Source organism: Bacillus sp. FSL E2-8900 (genome assembly GCF_037966225.1).
Lineage (GTDB): Bacteria > Bacillota > Bacilli > Bacillales > Bacillaceae_G > Bacillus_A > Bacillus_A cereus.
This window is the reverse complement of record NZ_CP150193.1, coordinates 3,589,032-3,608,934: the sequence shown is the minus strand read 5'-3', so window position 1 is coordinate 3,608,934 and position 19,903 is coordinate 3,589,032. Positions and strand designations below refer to the sequence as shown.

Genomic DNA, 19,903 nt, shown 5'->3' with positions numbered 1-19,903 from the left:
TAGTGGGAATATCACCCTGGAGTTCCGCGCTGAACAAATAGAGTAAGCGTAGGCGTGTATTCGCGTTAAGAATATAAAGAGGATTCTATACACATGTATATGATCTACTAGGGTGGTACCGCGGGAGACTTTCTCGTCCCTTTTTGGGATGAGAAGGTCTCTTTTTTATTCCGTTTTTTAAGTGTTTCTTTTATACATGTAAGGAGGAATTGAGCATGGAGTACAAAAATACATTACTGATGCCAAAAACAGAGTTCCCAATGCGTGGGAATTTACCAAAACGTGAGCCTGCAATGCAAGAAAAATGGGCTGAAATGAATATTTACGAAAAAGTACAAGAACATACAAAAGGACGTCCTTTATTTGTATTGCATGATGGACCTCCATATGCGAATGGTGACATTCATATGGGACATGCATTAAATAAAGTATTAAAAGACTTTATTGTTCGTTATAAATCAATGACTGGTTTTAGTGCGCCATATGTTCCAGGATGGGATACGCACGGTTTACCAATTGAACAAGCTTTAACAAATAAAGGTGTAAAACGTAAAGAAATGACAGTTGCTGAGTTCCGTAAGTTATGTGCAGAGTATGCATATGAACAAGTAGAACGTCAACGTGAACAATTTAAGCGTCTAGGTGTACGTGCAGATTGGGATAATCCATATATTACTTTAGAGCCAGCTTATGAAGCACAACAAATTAAAGTGTTTGGTGACATGGCGAAAAAAGGTTATATCTATAAAGGTCAAAAACCAGTTTACTGGTCTCCAACGAGTGAATCTGCTTTAGCGGAAGCTGAAATTGAATATCAAGATAAAAAATCAGCATCTATTTACGTAGCATTCCCTGTAAAAGATGGAAAGAACGTATTAGAAGGTGATGAAAAGTACATCATTTGGACAACGACACCTTGGACATTACCTGCAAACTTAGGTATTTCTGTTCACCCAGAGCTTGAATATAGCATTGTAAAAGTAAACGATGAGAAATATATCATTGCTTCTGAGCTGTTTGAGACAGTTGCAAAAACGTTAGAGTGGGAAAATGCTGAAGTTGTGAAAATAGTAAAAGGTAGCGAACTTGAGTACACAGTTGCAAAACATCCATTCTACGATCGTGATTCATTAGTTATGCTAGGAGACCACGTAACAACAGATGCAGGTACAGGTTGTGTTCATACAGCACCAGGACACGGGGAAGATGACTTCGTTGTTGGTAAAAAGTATGGATTAGAAGTACTTTGCCCAGTCGATGATAAAGGTGTATTAACAAATGAGGCACCTGGATTTGAAGGCTTATTCTATGATAAAGCTAACAAACCAATTACAGAAAAATTAGAAGAAGTAGGCGCGTTACTGAAACTAACATTCATTACACATTCATACCCACATGATTGGAGAACGAAAAAACCAATTATTTTCCGTGCGACAGCACAGTGGTTTGCATCTATTGAAGCATTCCGTAAAGAATTAATAGAAGCTGTAGCAGAAACAAAATGGGTACCAGCATGGGGAGAAACTCGTCTTCATAATATGGTTCGTGACCGTGGTGACTGGTGTATTTCTCGTCAGCGTGCATGGGGTGTGCCAATTCCAGTATTCTATGCTGAGAATGGTGATCCAATTATTACGGATGAAACAATTAACCATGTAGCAGATTTATTCCGTGAACACGGTTCTAACGTATGGTTCGAGCGTGAAGCGAAAGATCTATTACCAGAAGGATTTACACATCCAGGTAGCCCAAATGGCGAATTCCGTAAAGAAACAGACATCATGGATGTATGGTTCGATTCAGGTTCTTCTCACCAAGCGGTATTAGAAGAGCGCGAAGATTTACAGCGTCCAGCTGATTTATATTTAGAAGGATCTGACCAGTATCGTGGTTGGTTTAACTCTTCATTATCAACAGCAGTTGCTGTAACAGGTAAAGCTCCATATAAAGGCGTACTAAGTCACGGTTTCGTACTAGATGGTGAAGGACGTAAGATGAGTAAGTCGATTGGAAACATTGTCGTACCGAAGAAAATTATGGATCAATTAGGCGGAGACATTTTACGCTTATGGGTATCTTCTGTTGACTATCAATCTGACGTACGTATTTCAGATGATATTTTAAAACAAGTAGCAGAAGTGTATCGTAAAATCCGTAACACATTCCGTTTCTTATTAGGAAACTTAGACGACTTTAAGCCAAGTGAAAATGCAGTAGCTGTAGCTGAACTTCGTGAAGTAGATCGTTACATGTTAGTGAAATTAAATGACTTAATTACAAAAGTTAAAGAAGCATATGAGACATACGACTTCGCTGCTGTGTATCATGCAATTCATAACTTCTGTACAATTGATTTAAGTTCATTCTATTTAGACTTTGCAAAAGACATTTTATATATTGAAGGTGCAAACCACGAAGATCGTCGTGCGATTCAAACTGTATTATATGATGTTCTTGTTGCGTTAACGAAACTTGTAACACCAATCTTACCGCATACAGCTGATGAAGTATGGCCATACATTCCAGGCGTAACAGAAGAAAGTGTACAATTAACTGATATGCCAGAAGCTGTACAATTAGATGACGCGGAAGCGTTAAAAACAAAATGGGATGCATTTATGACATTACGTGATGACGTGTTAAAAGCACTAGAAGTAGCTCGTAATGAAAAAGTAATCGGTAAGTCATTAAATGCAAGCATTACGCTATATCCAACTGCAGAAATGAAAGCTATGTTAGAGTCTATTAGTGAAGACTTAAAGCAATTATTCATCGTTTCTGAGTATAAACTTGGTGGTATGATGGATGAAGCGCCAGCAGATGCACCGAAGTATGAACATACAGCGGTTGTTGTTGCTCAAGCAACTGGTGAAACATGTGAACGTTGTTGGGTAGTTTCAGAAACAATTGGTAAAGATGCTGAACATGAAACATTATGTGAGCGTTGTGCAACAGTTGTTAAAGAAAACTATGTAAAATAATAAAAAAAGCTGACTGCTATTGATGCAGTCAGTTTTTTTGTTGATGGCATATCAAAATCACTTTCAGACTCTTTCCTGTGAAGGAAAAATGTGTGTGAGGTAAGCAAATAAATTTCGGACACACTAACTGTACATTACAGCTAGGAGGAATGTACACGTGAATGAAATTTACATGGAAATAAAAGAAGAATTGCAATTGATGAGAAAAGAGTTGCAAGAGAGACTAGCTAAAGAAGTAATGCACAAATATGATGTCGAGTTCAGCCAAGAGCTTGGATATGAAATTAAGGAAGAGATAAAGAAAAAATTGCTATTACATGATATAAAAGAGGATTTAAAGGATGTAGAACGCGCATTATTTAAAATGGAAATAGACATGTATGGTATTTGTGAAGATACGGGGAGATTAATTTCGACAAAGCAAATGAAGACAATGCCGACTGCCCGTACGATTCATGAATTCTTTTATGAAAAGGTAAATGTATGAATACGCACAACGATATTATATTACCTTTTTTTAATTTATTTTATTCTTCTATAAAGGTTCATTGTGAAAAGGTAGCAGCTATGCTAAAATTTTGAGGTACACTGTCTTTGTGGGGGAAATGAAAATGATATATTATGTAATAGCGTTATTCGTCATTGCTATCGATCAAATATCGAAGTGGTTAATTGTAAAGAACATGGAATTGGGTACGAGTATTCCGATTATCGACAATGTATTATACATAACATCACATCGAAATAGAGGCGCTGCTTGGGGTATTTTAGAAAATAAAATGTGGTTCTTCTACATTATTACAGTTGTTTTTGTAGTGTTTATTGTATTTTATATGAAAAAGTATGCGAAAACAGACAAGCTTCTAGGTATTTCGTTAGGCCTAATTTTGGGCGGGGCAATTGGTAACTTTATTGATCGTGTATTTAGACAAGAAGTAGTGGATTTCATTCACGTGTATATTTTCTCGTACAACTATCCAGTATTCAATATAGCTGATTCAGCATTATGTATTGGTGTTGTATTAATTATTATTCAAACATTATTAGAAGGCAAGAAAGCGAAGGAGTAATTGAATGAGTGAAGTAGTACAAGTAACAGTTGCAGCAGAGCAAAAAAACGAGCGAATTGATAAATTCGTTACAGGGATAAATAACGAATGGTCACGTACGCAAGTGCAGCAATGGATTAAAGATGAAGTTGTGACAGTAAACGGGAAAGCGGTAAAAGGGAATTATAAAGTAAAAGAAGAAGATGAAATTACAGTAACAATTCCTGAACCAGAAGAGTTAGATATTCAACCAGAGGATTTAAATTTAGAAATTTATTATGAAGATGCAGATGTGCTTGTTGTAAATAAGCCACGTGGTATGGTTGTACATCCAGCACCAGGGCATACAAGTGGTACACTTGTAAATGGCCTTATGCACCATTGTACAGACTTATCAGGCATTAACGGTGTAATGCGTCCAGGTATCGTGCATCGTATCGATAAAGATACATCTGGACTATTAATGGTTGCTAAAAATGATATGGCACATGAATCGCTTGTAAATCAGCTTGTAGCAAAAACAGTAACGAGACGTTACAAAGCGATTGTACACGGTGTGATTCCGCATGATAAGGGAACGATTGATGCTCCGATTGCTCGTGATAAGAAAGAGCGTCAAAGTATGACAGTTGATGAAAATGGTAAGAACGCTGTTACGCATTTCCAAGTGTTAGAACGCTTTAAAGACTTTACACTTGTAGAATGTCGCTTAGAAACGGGACGTACGCACCAAATTCGTGTTCATATGAAATATATTGGCTATCCACTTGCAGGAGATCCGAAGTATGGTCCGAAGAAAACGTTAGATATGAATGGACAAGCACTTCATGCGGGTATTTTAGGCTTTGATCATCCTCGTACTGGTGAATATATTCAGTTTGAGGCACCGATTCCAGAAGTGTTTGAAGACGCATTAAATATTTTACGAAAATAGTATTGACAAATCATAAGAAAACTGAGATACTGACAACAGTTAAATAATGATCCTTTAACACAGCCCCGTGAGGTTGAGAAGGTAACGGTTTGAAATACTTAGGGTATGTTGTACCCTTTTTTCAAAAGTCCTCTCGCACACGCTGAGAGGACTTTTTTTATACCATTACTCTCACGCAAGAAAAAAGCTTGGAGGTGTAGAGCATGCAAGAGAAAGCTGTCGTTTTAGATGACCAAATGATTCGCCGCGCTTTAACACGAATTAGTCATGAAATCGTGGAACGAAATAAAGGTGTCGATAATTGTGTTCTTGTCGGAATTAAAACTCGTGGAATTTTTATTGCACAACGTTTGGCAGAACGAATTGGTCAAATTGAAGGAAAAGAAATGGAAGTTGGAGAGTTAGACATTACGTTATATCGTGATGATTTAACACTACAATCGAAAAATAAAGAACCACTTGTAAAAGGTTCTGATATCCCTGTAGATATTACGAAGAAAAAAGTTATCCTTGTGGATGACGTATTATATACAGGAAGAACAGTTCGAGCAGCAATGGATGCTCTTATGGATTTAGGTAGACCATCTCAAATCCAATTGGCGGTTCTTGTTGATAGAGGTCATCGCGAATTACCAATTCGCGCTGATTATGTAGGGAAGAATATTCCAACATCAAGTGAAGAGCGTATCGAAGTTGATTTGCAAGAGACAGATCAACAAGATCGAGTAAGCATATACGATAAGTAAAGCCCTTTTAAATGTAGTCCTGTGAGGCTGCCAAAGGGTCTTGGCTTTCATATGTCAAATTTGGCATACGAAAGTGTAGGACTCTTTGTGCACAGGCACAAAGAGTTTTTTTATTGCAAAGATTTAAACTGAAGGAGGATGTAACAATGGAACAAAAGCCAGTGTTAGACGTTAATGAAGTACCGAAACCGGGAAAATGGTTATTTTTAAGTATACAACATTTGTTCGCGATGTTTGGATCAACAGTGCTTGTTCCGTTTTTAACAGGATTGAATCCATCAGTAGCATTAATATCAAGTGGATTAGGAACGTTAGCGTTTCTTCTTATAACGAAAGGTCAAGTACCTGCTTATCTAGGATCATCATTCGCCTTTATCGCACCGATTATAACAGCGAAAACGGCAGGTGGACCGGGAGCGGCAATGCTTGGTGGTTTGCTAGCAGGACTTGTGTACATCTTAATCTCACTCGGAATTAAGAAATCAGGATCAGAGTGGATTATGAAATTACTACCACCAATCGTAGTTGGTCCAGTAGTAATGGTAATCGGTCTAGCTTTAGCACATACAGCAGTTAACATGGCGATGAACGGTGCGGATGGCAAATATAGCTTTACACACTTTTCAGTAGCGTTAGTAACATTAGCAATTACAATTATATGCTCGATATTTGGAAGAGGATTTTTCAGTATCATACCAGTGTTACTTGGCATTATCGGCGGATATATCTTCGCTTACTTCCAAGGGCTAGTAGACTTAAAGCCGGTAGCTGAGGCAAAATGGTTTGTTGTACCAGATTTCACAGTACCATTTGTAACATACACACCAGAGTTTTCATGGAAGATTGTACTCTTGATGGTACCAGTTGCACTAGTAACAATATCAGAACATATCGGACATCAAATTGTTCTTGGAAATGTTATTAAAAGAGATTTAATTGAAAAACCAGGTTTACACCGTTCAATCTTCGGTGACGGAGTAGCAACATTAATCGCGTCACTAATCGGTGGGCCACCGAATACAACGTATGGTGAAAACATCGGTGTGCTAGCAATTACGAGAGCATACAGTGTATACTTATTCATCGGTTCAGCAGTATTCGCAATCATGTTCGGATTTATCGGTAAGATTTCTGCACTGATTCATTCGATCCCAACACCAGTTATGGGTGGTGTATCAATCTTACTATTCGGTGTAATCGCATCAAGCGGATTACGCATGATGGTAGATGATAAAACAGATTTAAGTGACAAACGAAACTTAATGATTGCATCAGTAATATTAGTAATCGGTATTGGTGGAGCGGTACTTCATGTAGGAGAATCATTCCAAGTAGAAGGAATGGCACTAGCAGCAATTGTAGGTGTACTGTTAAATCTACTACTACCGGAAACGAAACAAATAAAACAATCTAAGCAGATTGCTTCATAATAATAACCTTTTAATTCAGTCCTGTGAGACCGGAAAGGGTGGCTTCTTTCTTGCACCCTAGTCTCACACGATTAGGGTATTTTTATGCAAAGGTTGTTATAAAAATTCAAAAGTGGTAACATAAAAATCAGAAAGATGAGGGATGACGATGAGCCATTTGTTAACGATGAGTGAATTATCGGAAGTAGAAATTTCAGAAATCCTAAAAGATGCAGAAGATTTTGCGAATGGAAAAGAGAGCAAAACGACAGAGCAAACTTTTGTTGCGAACTTGTTCTTTGAGAATAGTACGAGAACGAGATTTAGCTTTGAAGTTGCTGAGAAGAGATTAGGACTTGATGTTTTAAACTTTTCAGCTGATGCATCTAGCGTACAAAAAGGAGAAACTCTATACGATACGATAAGAACACTAGAATCAATCGGAACAAAAGCAGTGGTCATCCGCCACGAGCAAGATCGCTACTTCGATGAACTAAAAGATCAGGTGAATATTCCAATCTTAAATGCTGGAGATGGATGCGGAAACCACCCAACACAGTGCCTACTGGACCTTCTTACAATTAAACAAGAGTTTGGAAGATTTGAAGGTTTGAAGATTGCAATAGTAGGAGATGTTCGTCATAGCCGAGTAGCACGTTCTAATGCAGAAGCATTAACGAAGCTTGGTGCAACAATTTACTTTGCAAGTCCAGAAGAGTGGCAAGATGAAGACAACACATTTGGAACATACAAACCATTAGATGAACTTGTTCCAGAAGTTGATGTAATGATGTTACTCCGTGTACAACATGAGCGTCATGATCATTATGAAACAGACATTATGAAAGAATATCATGAGAAACACGGATTAACAGTAGAAAGAGAAAAGCGTATGAAAGAAGGAAGCATTATTATGCATCCAGCTCCTGTAAACCGTGATGTTGAAATTGCAAGTGAACTTGTTGAGTGTGAGCGTTCACGTATATTTAAACAAATGGAAAATGGAGTTTACGTAAGAATGGCTGTACTAAAACGCGCCTTACCAAATGTATTAGGAGGAATGAAACATGAATTATTTGTTTAAAAATGGTCGTTATATGAATGAAGAAGGAAAAATCGTAGCAACGGATCTTCTCGTACAAGACGGTAAAATCGCTAAGGTAGCAGAAAATATTACGGCAGATAATGCTGAAGTAATCGATGTGAACGGAAAGTTAATCGCACCTGGATTAGTAGATGTACACGTACATCTTCGTGAACCAGGTGGTGAACATAAAGAAACAATTGAAACAGGTACACTAGCAGCGGCAAAAGGTGGATTCACTACAATTTGCGCAATGCCAAATACACGCCCGGTACCAGATTGCAGAGAACATATGGAAGACTTGCAAAAACGTATTGAAGAAAAAGCTCATGTTAACGTACTACCATACGGAGCAATTACAGTACGTCAAGCTGGTTCTGAAATGACAGATTTCGAAACATTAAAAGAACTTGGAGCATTTGCTTTCACAGATGACGGCGTAGGCGTACAAGATGCGAGCATGATGTTAGCGGCTATGAAACGTGCAGCAAAATTAAATATGGCAGTAGTTGCGCACTGTGAAGAGAATACGCTTATTAATAAAGGTTGTGTACATGAAGGGAAGTTTTCTGAGAAACACGGATTAAACGGTATCCCATCAGTATGTGAATCTGTACATATTGCAAGGGATATACTGCTTGCTGAAGCAGCAGATTGCCACTATCACGTATGTCATGTAAGTACGAAAGGTTCTGTACGTGTAATCCGTGATGCGAAACGCGCTGGAATTAAAGTAACAGCAGAAGTAACACCGCATCACCTAGTGTTATGTGAAGATGATATCCCATCAGCTGATCCTAACTTTAAAATGAACCCACCGCTTCGTGGAAAAGAAGACCATGCAGCATTAATTGAAGGTTTATTAGATGGAACGATCGATATGATCGCAACTGACCATGCACCGCATACAGCGGAAGAGAAAGCACAAGGAATTGAAAGAGCACCGTTTGGAATTACTGGTTTTGAAACAGCATTCCCGCTTCTATACACAAACCTTGTGAAAAAGGGAGTTATTACGCTAGAACAGTTAATTCAATTCTTAACAGAAAAGCCAGCTGATACATTCGGCTTAGAAGCAGGTCGCCTAAAAGAAGGTAGAGCAGCTGATATTACAATCATTGATTTAGAACAAGAAGAAGAGATTGACCCAACAACATTCTTATCAAAAGGAAAAAATACACCATTCGCAGGTTGGAAATGCCAAGGATGGCCGGTAATGACAATCGTTGGTGGTAAGATCGCATGGCAAAAGGAGAGTGCATTAGTATGAAAAGACAACTTATCTTAGAAGATGGAACAGTATTAATTGGAACAGGTTTCGGAGGCGAAATCGAAAAGTCAGGTGAGGTTGTATTTACAACAGGAATGACTGGATATCAAGAAACATTATCTGATCCATCATATTGCGGTCAAATCGTAACATTCACGTACCCATTAATCGGAAACTACGGCATTAACCGTGACGATTTTGAATCCATTCACCCATCTGTAAATGGTTTAATCGTAAACGAAATTTGTGATCACCCATCAAACTTCCGTAATGAAATTTCGTTAAATGATTACTTGAAAGAAAGAAATATCCCAGGATTAGCAGGGATTGATACGAGAAAATTAACGAGAAAAATTCGTCAATACGGTACATTACGTGGACGCCTTTGTAACATGGATGCAGATGTAGAGTACATTGTAAGCCAATTAAAAGCGACAGTATTTACAGATCATGTAAAACGCGTATCAACGAAAGATCCATACCCAAGCCCAGGTCGTGGTCACCGAGTTGTACTAGTAGACTTCGGTATGAAACATGGTATTTTACGAGAATTAAATAAGCGTGACTGTGATGTAATTGTAGTTCCTTACAACACAACAGCGGAAGAAATTTTACGCCTTAGCCCAGATGGAATTATGTTAAGTAATGGACCTGGAGATCCGAAAGATGTACCAGAAGCAATTGAAATGTTAAAAGACATTATCGGTAAAGTTCCTTTATTCGGAATTTGCCTAGGACATCAATTGTTCGCTCTAGCATCAGGTGCAAATACAAGTAAGTTGAAATTTGGTCACCGTGGTTTAAACCATCCAGTAAAAAATCTTGCAACTGGAAAAGTAGCAATTACATCTCAAAACCACGGATACGCAGTAGAAGAAGAATCAGTTGAAAATACAGATCTTGAAATTACACATGTTGCTTTAAACGATGGAACGGTAGAAGGTCTTCGTCATAAGAAGTTCCCGGCATTTACAGTACAATACCATCCAGAAGCTTCAGCGGGACCAGAAGATGCAAATGATTTATTCGAAGATTTCTTAACAATGATTGAAAACTTCAAGAAAGAAGGGGAAGAGTTATGCCAAAACGCCTAGACATTAACACAATTTTAGTAATCGGATCAGGACCAATTGTAATTGGGCAAGCAGCGGAGTTTGACTACTCTGGTACACAAGCTTGTCAATCTCTTAAAGAGGAAGGTTACAAAGTAATCCTTGTTAACTCTAACCCAGCAACAATTATGACGGATACTGCAACAGCTGATAAAGTATACATCGAGCCATTAACATTAGAATTCGTAAGCCGTATTATTCGTAAAGAACGTCCTGATGCAATCCTACCAACATTAGGTGGTCAAACAGGTTTAAACATGGCTGTTGAACTTGCAAAATCAGGCGTACTTGACGAGTGCGGAGTTGAAATTTTAGGAACAAAATTATCAGCAATCGAGCAAGCGGAAGATCGTGATTTATTCCGTACATTAATGCAAGATTTAAATGAACCAACACCACCAAGTGAAATTATTCATAACCTTGATGAAGCATATGGATTTGTAAACGAAATTGGTTACCCAGTAATCGTTCGACCAGCGTTCACATTAGGAGGAACGGGCGGCGGAATTTGTCATAACGAAGAAGAGCTAATTGAAATCGTAACAAGTGGTTTAAAACATAGCCCAGTAACACAATGTTTATTGGAGAAAAGTATTGCTGGCTGTAAAGAAATTGAATACGAAGTAATGCGTGATTCAAATGATAACGCAATTGTAGTGTGTAACATGGAAAACATCGATCCAGTTGGTGTTCATACAGGTGATTCAATCGTTGTAGCACCGAGCCAAACGCTAAGCGACCGTGAATACCAAATGTTACGTAACACGTCATTACGAATTATTCGTGCACTAGGAATTGAAGGTGGATGTAACGTTCAGCTTGCACTAGATCCATATAGCTTCCAATACTATGTAATCGAAGTAAATCCACGTGTAAGTCGTTCATCTGCACTAGCATCTAAAGCAACTGGATATCCAATTGCGAAATTAGCAGCAAAAATTGCAGTCGGCTTAACGTTAGATGAAATCGTAAACCCAGTAACACAAAAAACTTACGCTTGCTTCGAGCCAGCGTTAGACTATGTTGTTTCAAAAATTCCACGTTGGCCGTTTGATAAGTTTGAATCAGCGAACAGAACGCTTGGAACACAAATGAAAGCAACTGGTGAAGTTATGTCAATCGGACGTAACTTAGAAGAATCATTACTAAAAGCAGTTCGTTCTTTAGAGCTTGGCATTTATCACTTAGAATTAGACCACTTAAAAGAACTTGATAAAGAAACGATGAAAAAACGTATCATTAAAGCGGATGATGAACGACTGTTTATTGTAGCAGAAGCAATTCGCCAAGGTGTAACGAAAGAAGAAATCAATGAATGGTGTGAAATGGACTTCTTCTTCTTACAAAAAGTTGAAAACATCGTAAATATGGAACGTGAAGTAAAAGCGAATGTAGGAAATATGGAAGTACTACAAACTGCAAAAGAAATGGGCTTCAGCGATCACTACATTGCAGCAGCTTGGAACAAAACGGAGCGCGAAATTTACGATATGCGTAAAGAAAATAATATGATGCCAGTATTCAAAATGGTAGATACTTGTGCGGCAGAGTTTGAATCTGCAACGCCATATTACTACAGCACATATGCGGACGAAAATGAATCGATTGTAACAGATCGTAAGAGTGTAGTAGTTCTAGGATCTGGTCCGATCCGTATTGGTCAAGGTGTTGAGTTTGATTACGCAACAGTTCACTCAGTATGGGCAATTAAAGAAGCTGGATATGAAGCAATTATCATTAACAACAACCCAGAAACAGTTTCAACAGACTTCAGTATTTCTGACAAATTATACTTTGAACCATTAACGATTGAAGATGTAATGCATATTATCGATTTAGAAAAACCAGAAGGTGTTATCGTTCAGTTCGGTGGACAAACGGCAATTAACTTAGCAGCGAAACTAGAAGAACATGGTGTGAAAATTTTAGGAACATCACTTGAAGACTTAGACCGTGCAGAAGATCGTGATAAATTCGAAGCTGCTTTAACAAAACTTGGCATCCCGCAACCAGTTGGTAAAACAGCAACGACTGTAGAACAAGCGGTAGCAATCGCAGAAGAAATTGGTTACCCAGTATTAGTAAGACCATCTTACGTACTAGGTGGACGTGCGATGGAAATCGTATATCGCCAAGAAGAACTACTGCACTACATGAAAAATGCAGTTAAAGTTCATGCAGATCACCCAGTATTAATCGACCGTTACATGGTTGGTAAAGAAATTGAAGTAGATGCAATTTCCGATGGTGAGAATGTATTCATTCCAGGTATTATGGAACATATTGAACGCGCTGGAGTTCACTCTGGTGACTCAATTGGAGTATATCCACCACAAAGTTTATCTGAAAAACTAAAAGAACAAATCATTGAACATACAATTGCACTTGGAAAAGGATTAAACATTGTTGGATTACTAAATATCCAGTTTGTAGTATTCAAAGATCAAGTGTACGTAATTGAAGTAAATCCACGTGCAAGCCGTACAGTACCGTTCTTAAGTAAAATTACAGGCGTACCGATGGCGAATGTTGCAACGAAAGTTATTTTAGGGCAAGACCTAGTAGAGCAAGGATACGGAACTGGCTATCACCCAGAAGAGAAAGAAGTATATGTAAAAGCTCCGGTATTCTCATTCGCGAAACTACGCTCAGTTGATACAACATTAGGACCTGAAATGAAATCAACAGGGGAAGTAATGGGTAAAGACTTAACGCTTGAAAAAGCATTGTATAAAGGATTAGTTGCTTCTGGAATTAACATCCCAACGCACGGCTCAGTAATCATTACTGTAGCGGATAAAGATAAAGAAGAGGCGATGGAAATTGCAAAACGTTTCCACGAAATCGGCTATAACTTATTAGCAACAGCTGGAACAGCACAATCATTAGAAGAGCAAAATATCCCAGTACAAGTTGTAAACAAAATTGATTCTGAAGACTACAACTTACTAGATATTATCCGTCAAGGAAAAGCACAGTTTGTAATTAACACATTAACAAAAGGTAAACAACCAGCGCGTGATGGTTTCCGCATTCGCCGTGAATCAGTAGAAAATGGTGTGGCTTGCTTAACATCACTTGATACAACAAGAGCAATCTTACGAGTATTAGAATCTATGACATTCTCAGCTCATTCAATGAAAGAAATTACGCAAACAAAGCGTCACGAGGTGGTACATGCATGATGCAAAAGCAAAATATGATCGTCGTTAACCAAAAAGAAATCGCAAAAAATATTTACGAATTAGTGCTTCAAGGAACGTTAGTACAGCAAATGAACGAACCAGGGCAGTTTGTACACATTAAGGTAGCAGAGGGCATTGCGCCCCTTCTGCGCCGCCCAATTAGTATTTGTAATGTAGATCAAGAGAAGAACGAATTTACAATGCTATATCGTGCCGAAGGACAAGGGACAAAAACATTAGCAACTAGAAAACAAGGTGAAATGGTAGATGTACTAGGACCATTAGGACACGGTTTTCCTGTAGAAGAAGCAGAAGCTGGTCAAACAGCTTTACTAGTAGGTGGGGGAATTGGTGTACCACCACTTTATGAATTATCACAGCGCCTCGTTGCAAAAGGTGTACGTGTTATTCACATCTTAGGCTTTCAAACGAAAGATGTAGTTTTCTATGAAGAAAAATTTGCAGAACTTGGTGATACGTACGTTGCGACAGTAGACGGTACACACGGTACAAAAGGATTTGTCACAGATGTAATTGATAATTACGGAATTGACTTTGATATTCTTTATTCATGTGGTCCGCTAGCGATGCTTCGTGCATTAGAAGGACGTTACAAAGAGAAAAAAGCCTATATTTCATTAGAAGAACGTATGGGCTGTGGTATTGGAGCTTGTTTCGCATGTGTATGCCACTTACAAGAAGATCCAAGTGGACATTCTTACAAGAAGGTGTGTAGCGACGGACCAGTATTTCCAATCGGGGAGGTTGTACTATGAACAGATTGCAAGTTGAATTACCAGGATTATCATTAAAAAATCCAATTATACCGGCATCTGGATGCTTTGGGTTTGGTCGTGAATATGCACAGTTTTACGATTTAAGTGTACTAGGATCAATCATGATTAAAGCGACGACAGAACAACCACGTTATGGAAATCCAACGCCTCGTGTTGCTGAAACACCAGGCGGCATGCTAAATGCAATCGGACTTCAAAACCCGGGATTAGACAAAGTAATGAATTCGGAATTACCATGGTTAGAACAATTTGACCTTCCAATTATTGCAAACGTTGCAGGCTCACAAGCTGAGGATTACGTAGCGGTTGCGAAGGAAATTTCTAAAGCGCCTAATGTCCATGCACTAGAATTAAACATTTCTTGTCCGAACGTAAAAACAGGTGGTATCGCCTTTGGTACAAATCCTGAAATTGCTGCTGATTTAACGAAGCGAGTAAAAGAGGTTTCTGAAGTACCTGTATACGTGAAATTGTCACCGAACGTGGCAAACATAGTAGAAATTGCAAAAGCGATTGAAAATGCAGGTGCAGATGGTTTAACGATGATTAATACATTGCTTGGTATGCGTCTAGATTTAAAAACAGCTAAACCAATTTTAGCAAACCGTACAGGCGGATTATCAGGTCCTGCGATTAAGCCAGTAGCAATTCGCATGGTACATGAAGTAAGCCAAGCGGTTAACATTCCAATTATCGGAATGGGTGGTATTGAAACAGCTGAAGATGTAATTGAATTCTTCTATGCTGGCGCAAGCGCAGTTGCAGTAGGTACAGCGAACTTTATCGATCCGTTCGTATGTCCGACAATTATTGAAGAGTTACCAGCATTATTAGATGAATTAGGATTTGATCACATTTCGGAATGTCAAGGAAGGAGCTGGAAGCAAACATGTCACAGTCGTTAATCGTTGCACTAGATTTTCCAGGGAAACAAGAAGTAGAACAATTCTTACACCACTTTGAAGGGGAAGAGTTATTTGTCAAAGTAGGTATGGAGTTATTTTACAAAGAAGGCCCTGCGATTATTACGTACTTAAAAGAAAAGGGACATAAGATCTTCTTAGATTTAAAACTTCATGATATTCCGAATACAGTAAAAAGCGCTATGCGTAGCCTAGCTAGTCTAGATGTTGATATGGTAAATGTTCATGCTGCTGGGGGAAGCAGCATGATGAAAGCTGCGATTGAGGGATTAGAGGAAGGTAAGCAAGAAGGAAAAGAGAGACCGATTTGTATTGCAGTTACACAACTAACAAGCACTTCGGAAGCTATGATGAAAAAAGAGATCGGCATTGAGAAAACGTTAGAAGAAGCGGTTGCTCATTATGCAAAATTAACGAAAGAAAGTGGACTTGATGGCGTTGTTTGTTCAACACTTGAAGTTCCAAAATTACGTGAAGTATGCGGAAATGAATTTGTAACAGTAACACCGGGGATTCGTCTTGCAAGCGATGATGTAAATGACCAAGTGCGCGTAGCAACACCGAAACGTGCGAGGGAACTTGGCTCAAGCTACATCGTAGTTGGACGTAGTATTACAAAAGCAGAAAATCCGCTTGAAGCGTATAAAACAGTAAAACAACAGTGGGAAGGTGTAACAGTATGAAAAAAGAAATCGCATCGCATTTATTAGAAATTGGAGCAGTATTTTTACAACCAAATGATCCATTCACTTGGTCTTCAGGTATGAAATCACCAATTTATTGTGATAACCGTTTAACTTTATCTTATCCAAAAGTACGTCAAGCGATTGCAGCTGGATTAGAAGAGTTAATTAAAGAGCACTTCCCAACTGTAGAAATTATTGCAGGAACAGCAACTGCTGGTATTGCGCACGCTGCATGGGTAAGCGATCGTATGGATTTACCAATGTGCTACGTACGTAGTAAAGCAAAAGGTCACGGTAAAGGGAACCAAATCGAAGGAAAAGCTGAAAAAGGTCAAAAAGTCGTAGTAGTAGAAGACTTAATTTCAACTGGCGGTAGTGCAATTACATGTGTAGAAGCACTTCGCGAAGCTGGATGTGAAGTATTAGGAATCGTATCAATCTTCACATACGAGCTTGAAGCAGGAAAAGAAAAACTAGAAGCAGCTAACGTAGTATCATACTCTTTAAGCGATTACAGTGCATTAACTGAAGTAGCAGCAGAAAAAGGTATGATTGGACAAGCTGAAACGAAAAAATTACAAGAGTGGCGTAAAAATCCAGCTAACGAAGCTTGGATCACAGCGTAACACGAAAAAAACGACTGCGGGGGAACGCGGTCGTTTTTTTATATCATTGTTAAAAATTCAAGTAAAGTTCCATCAATATCAAAGAAAATCATATTACAATCTCCTTAACTACTTAGTGCTTTCTGCAAGCTTATATCCTCTTACAAACAATAGAGTCACATAAGAAACAATAAATGAGAAAATGCTATACATGCCGACCCAAAAGAAAAATTTTGGAGTAAAGGCGATAACACCTATTATTAAAAAACTAGCAAACGTTACAATCGGCATTACGTAATACGTTTTCGACTTGCGCGTTCCAATAACAGAAACGATAAAGATAAGTAACGGACAAATTAATAAGACGAAAATCAATTCATTCATAGTTATGTCCCCTTTTCTAATTGCAGTAATCTGTTTCTCGTAAACGTTTTGAAAAAATTACTCTCCTAATATAATTTCGCTAAGGGATAACGAATCCCTGTTGAAAACCAGTAATTCATGATGAATTTTACAAGAAAAAACGTAAGCAAGAGAATGCTTGCTTACGTTATAAAATAAACATTGCAAAGATAGTGGTGACAATTAAACCGATAACAACCGGTAAAAAGTTTCGGCGTGCCAGTTCAAATGGATCTACCTTGCAAATTGCAGCAGCAGGAATAAGCGCCCAAGGAATTAACGTCCCGCCCCCGGTCCATATAGCCGCAATTTGTCCGAGTGCTGTTAATGTAGCTGTTCCATGACCTAAAGCTGTTCCGAAAAGGTTTGCAATGGAACCAGCAAGCGATATACCGGAAAAACCAGATCCATCTAAGCCTGTTATGACACCAACGATAGTTAATGTTCCCGCCGATACGTATTGGTTTAAAGGGACCGTTTGAGATAAGGCAATCCCTAAGTCGTTAATGATTCCATGTGAACCTTTCGGTAAATAGTCTCCGATAATTTTCACAAAGCCGCTATCTCCTAAATAAAAGAGTGCAGCAATTGGAATAACTGGACCAAAGATTTTAAATCCAAATTGGAGCCCTTCTATAAAATAATCGGTTGTTTTATTTAGTCCATTACCTTTGTAGGCGATGAGTGAAATGATGATAATCATAATAACAGTCGTTCCGCCGATAAGTGCAGTTGCGTCGCTTCCTTGTAGTTTAAATTGAATCATGCAAAGGATATCAATGATATATACGATAGGAATACATATAGCGAGCCATTTCTTTATGCGAGGAGATAATGAAGTGAGCGTTTTAGAAGACGCAGTTAATGGAATAGATTCTTGTATAGATAAGCCTGTATGAAACTCTTTTCGTAAGAAGAAAAAAGCGACGGAAGTTGTCACAATGCCCATAACGATAACAAGTGGAACACTTGCAGATACGACGCTGGAAACAGGGAGACCAGCCGCGTCTGCAGTTAATTTCGGTGCACCTTGAATAACGAAGTCGCCAGATAAGGCGATGCCGTGTCCGAATAAGTTCATAGCAATTGCAACCCCAATTGGAGGAAGACCGACACGTACAGCAACCGGCAATAAAATAGCTCCCATTAAGGCGACAGCTGGAGAAGGCCAAAAGAAGAAAGAAATGGTCATCATTAAAAGGCCGATAATCCAGTAGGCGAGTGTAGGTGTACGAATCATTTTTGTAAATGGTGAAATCATCGTATCATTTATGCCAGTATGAACGAGTAAATTGCTCATTGATACGATAATGGAGATGATTAATATAGTTGGTAATAGCTCAGTAATGGCGTAAATGAAACTTTGAAAAATCCCGCTAATGGCAAGAGGGATAGAACTTGTTGCAGTTAATGCTAATAAAAAGATAAAAACGATACAAATAATCGTCGTATCTTTCCGGAGAATAAAAAAGGTAATAATAGTGAGTAAACAAATAATGTAGAGAGCGTGTAATAGCGTTAATTCAACTCCCATAACATTCACATCCTTTAGGCATTCGTGTAGTTTATTGTATGAAAGCAGTGAAAGTATGTGAGTATAGGAAAAAGAAAAAAGTAAAATTTCATGTACTGTAATGGTAAGGACGATAAATGGATGTTACAATACAATTAATCCTAAAAATGGAATTTGAGGAGAAGTAGAATGGGGGAGTACGAATGAGAGAGAGAATAGGATATTATGGTGTGCTCGTTTGTTTACTATTATCAGTTATTTCAGGGCAATTTCTTAACAGTGGATGGGTACCAGTTATATTATGTATTGGCGTATTGATTTTTGCTCCTATGTATCGCTGGAATGAATGGAAAGCATATAGTCGAAAAAAGAAAATGCTTTTCAGTATCGAGTTTATCATTATAATTAGTATGATCCTATTTTTGTTATTAAAAGGAAATGAAATAATAGATGGAATTGTAATGTTTCAAGGATGGTTGTTTATTGCGAAATTACTATATTTAATTTGCATTTTAATGTTGGTAGCGATAGTCACTAAAAAATTAAACGAAAAGTTATTCGTTAATGAATAAAAGAAAATGCCACCTTATTCGGTGGCATTTTCTCATTTTACTGAATGGGCTTTTTGCATTTTTTTAATTAAACGAATTTGTCCGCGATGATTGATTTCATCTTCAAAAACGTGAAACCATTTAAAGTAGTTGTTAGCTGGTTTGTCATACCAAAAGTCTGTTGTTTTAAACAGCCATTCATCAGGTAATGATTGAAATGTTGCAATCGTTTTGGAACGTACTTCTTGTAATGTATTGATGTAAAATTTTATAGGTTTTCCTTTTATTTTCTCGCGTCCAAGGTTCCCTAACTCAATAGCAGGTAACCAATGTTCTAATTCGGCTTCCGTCGGTTCACGGTCTTCAAAGGTATGAATTTGGTAGTAAAATTCAATAGCAGCCATATGGTACAATAACATACCAATTGAATTTGCGTCCTTATCATATAAATAATCAAGTTCTTCAATTGTTAAACCTTCCACTGCTTGCATTGTTGTATAGCGAGCGTAATTCATCATGGAAACAAGATTTGAAAATTCTACTTGTAAACCCTCTATTTTATCAATTACAAAATTCAATTTAAATTCCTCCTCTTTAAACGAATACTCCAGAGAAGGAATTCTATGTGTAGAGAAAAACTCCTTTTAAAAAGGCCA

The 19,903-nt window shown here is 38.1% G+C and carries 18 protein-coding genes and 1 other annotated feature (1 of these 19 running past the window's edge); of the genes, 15 read left to right on the top strand and 3 right to left on the bottom strand.

Translation table 11 applies throughout. The features are described from left to right. Positions 1-144, top strand: a binding site (T-box leader) (it extends 80 nt beyond the left edge of the window). 71 nt (positions 145-215) lie between these two features. From ileS2 to pyrE, 14 genes are all read left to right on the top strand, one after another. Next, the gene (ileS2, locus tag NST90_RS18280) at positions 216-2,981 is read left to right on the top strand and encodes an isoleucine--tRNA ligase (RefSeq protein ID WP_044307310.1); all 2,766 of its coding nucleotides are present in this window, start codon (positions 216-218) and stop codon (positions 2,979-2,981) included. Between the two features lie 157 nt (positions 2,982-3,138). After that, positions 3,139-3,468: a molecular chaperone DnaK gene (locus NST90_RS18275; protein WP_001002955.1), complete on the top strand. Its 330-nt coding sequence runs from the start codon at positions 3,139-3,141 to the stop codon at positions 3,466-3,468. A 124-nt stretch (positions 3,469-3,592) separates the two neighbouring features. Continuing rightward, complete coding sequence (gene lspA / locus NST90_RS18270; RefSeq protein WP_000642180.1) at positions 3,593-4,051, top strand: lipoprotein signal peptidase LspA; 459 nt, start codon at positions 3,593-3,595, stop codon at positions 4,049-4,051. A gap of 4 nt (positions 4,052-4,055) precedes the next feature. After that, the gene (locus NST90_RS18265) at positions 4,056-4,964 is read left to right on the top strand and encodes an RluA family pseudouridine synthase (protein ID WP_000005833.1); all 909 of its coding nucleotides are present in this window, start codon (positions 4,056-4,058) and stop codon (positions 4,962-4,964) included. A 203-nt stretch (positions 4,965-5,167) separates the two neighbouring features. Next, on the top strand, positions 5,168-5,710 hold the full coding sequence (pyrR, locus tag NST90_RS18260; RefSeq protein WP_001156491.1) for a bifunctional pyrimidine operon transcriptional regulator/uracil phosphoribosyltransferase: 543 nt from the start codon (positions 5,168-5,170) through the stop codon (positions 5,708-5,710). A 146-nt stretch (positions 5,711-5,856) separates the two neighbouring features. Further along, positions 5,857-7,140 (top strand): uracil permease, encoded by a 1,284-nt coding sequence (gene uraA / locus NST90_RS18255; protein ID WP_000435928.1) that lies wholly within the window; start codon positions 5,857-5,859, stop codon positions 7,138-7,140. Between the two features lie 148 nt (positions 7,141-7,288). After that, complete coding sequence (gene pyrB, locus NST90_RS18250) at positions 7,289-8,203, top strand: aspartate carbamoyltransferase (protein WP_000018861.1); 915 nt, start codon at positions 7,289-7,291, stop codon at positions 8,201-8,203. Beyond that, positions 8,187-9,473, top strand: a complete 1,287-nt coding sequence (pyrC, locus tag NST90_RS18245; protein ID WP_046392970.1) for a dihydroorotase — start codon at positions 8,187-8,189, stop codon at positions 9,471-9,473. The genes pyrB and pyrC overlap by 17 nt, the downstream gene beginning before the upstream one ends. Beyond that, entirely contained in the window at positions 9,470-10,567 is a 1,098-nt protein-coding gene (locus tag NST90_RS18240) for a carbamoyl phosphate synthase small subunit (protein WP_000828680.1), read from the top strand. Before pyrC ends, NST90_RS18240 begins: the two co-directional genes overlap by 4 nt. Further along, positions 10,552-13,770 (top strand): carbamoyl-phosphate synthase large subunit, encoded by a 3,219-nt coding sequence (gene carB / locus NST90_RS18235; protein ID WP_001126101.1) that lies wholly within the window; start codon positions 10,552-10,554, stop codon positions 13,768-13,770. The genes NST90_RS18240 and carB overlap by 16 nt, the downstream gene beginning before the upstream one ends. After that, positions 13,767-14,546 (top strand): dihydroorotate oxidase B electron transfer subunit, encoded by a 780-nt coding sequence (gene pyrK / locus NST90_RS18230; protein WP_000983359.1) that lies wholly within the window; start codon positions 13,767-13,769, stop codon positions 14,544-14,546. Before carB ends, pyrK begins: the two co-directional genes overlap by 4 nt. Continuing rightward, positions 14,543-15,472, top strand: a complete 930-nt coding sequence (gene pyrD / locus NST90_RS18225; protein ID WP_001081049.1) for a dihydroorotate oxidase B catalytic subunit — start codon at positions 14,543-14,545, stop codon at positions 15,470-15,472. Before pyrK ends, pyrD begins: the two co-directional genes overlap by 4 nt. Further along, the gene (gene pyrF / locus NST90_RS18220; RefSeq protein ID WP_000083510.1) at positions 15,457-16,173 is read left to right on the top strand and encodes an orotidine-5'-phosphate decarboxylase; all 717 of its coding nucleotides are present in this window, start codon (positions 15,457-15,459) and stop codon (positions 16,171-16,173) included. Before pyrD ends, pyrF begins: the two co-directional genes overlap by 16 nt. Further along, entirely contained in the window at positions 16,170-16,802 is a 633-nt protein-coding gene (pyrE, locus tag NST90_RS18215; RefSeq protein WP_000711443.1) for an orotate phosphoribosyltransferase, read from the top strand. Before pyrF ends, pyrE begins: the two co-directional genes overlap by 4 nt. Before the next feature lie 108 nt (positions 16,803-16,910). Here the strand turns inward: pyrE and NST90_RS18210 are convergent, their stop codons facing one another. Further along, positions 16,911-17,165 carry a YbeF family protein gene (locus NST90_RS18210; protein WP_006928316.1) on the bottom strand — a complete coding sequence of 85 codons (255 nt, stop codon included), beginning with the start codon at positions 17,163-17,165 and terminating at the stop codon, positions 16,911-16,913. A gap of 166 nt (positions 17,166-17,331) precedes the next feature. Continuing rightward, positions 17,332-18,717: a hypothetical protein gene (locus NST90_RS18205; protein WP_016123279.1), complete on the bottom strand. Its 1,386-nt coding sequence runs from the start codon at positions 18,715-18,717 to the stop codon at positions 17,332-17,334. 182 nt (positions 18,718-18,899) lie between these two features. Between NST90_RS18205 and NST90_RS18200 the strand changes: the two genes are divergently transcribed. Next, positions 18,900-19,268 (top strand): YoqO family protein, encoded by a 369-nt coding sequence (locus NST90_RS18200; RefSeq protein ID WP_001209171.1) that lies wholly within the window; start codon positions 18,900-18,902, stop codon positions 19,266-19,268. A gap of 32 nt (positions 19,269-19,300) precedes the next feature. Here NST90_RS18200 and NST90_RS18195 read toward each other — a convergent pair whose 3' ends face one another. Continuing rightward, the gene (locus tag NST90_RS18195; RefSeq protein WP_283748076.1) at positions 19,301-19,825 is read right to left on the bottom strand and encodes a DinB family protein; all 525 of its coding nucleotides are present in this window, start codon (positions 19,823-19,825) and stop codon (positions 19,301-19,303) included. Positions 19,826-19,903 lie beyond the last annotated feature (78 nt).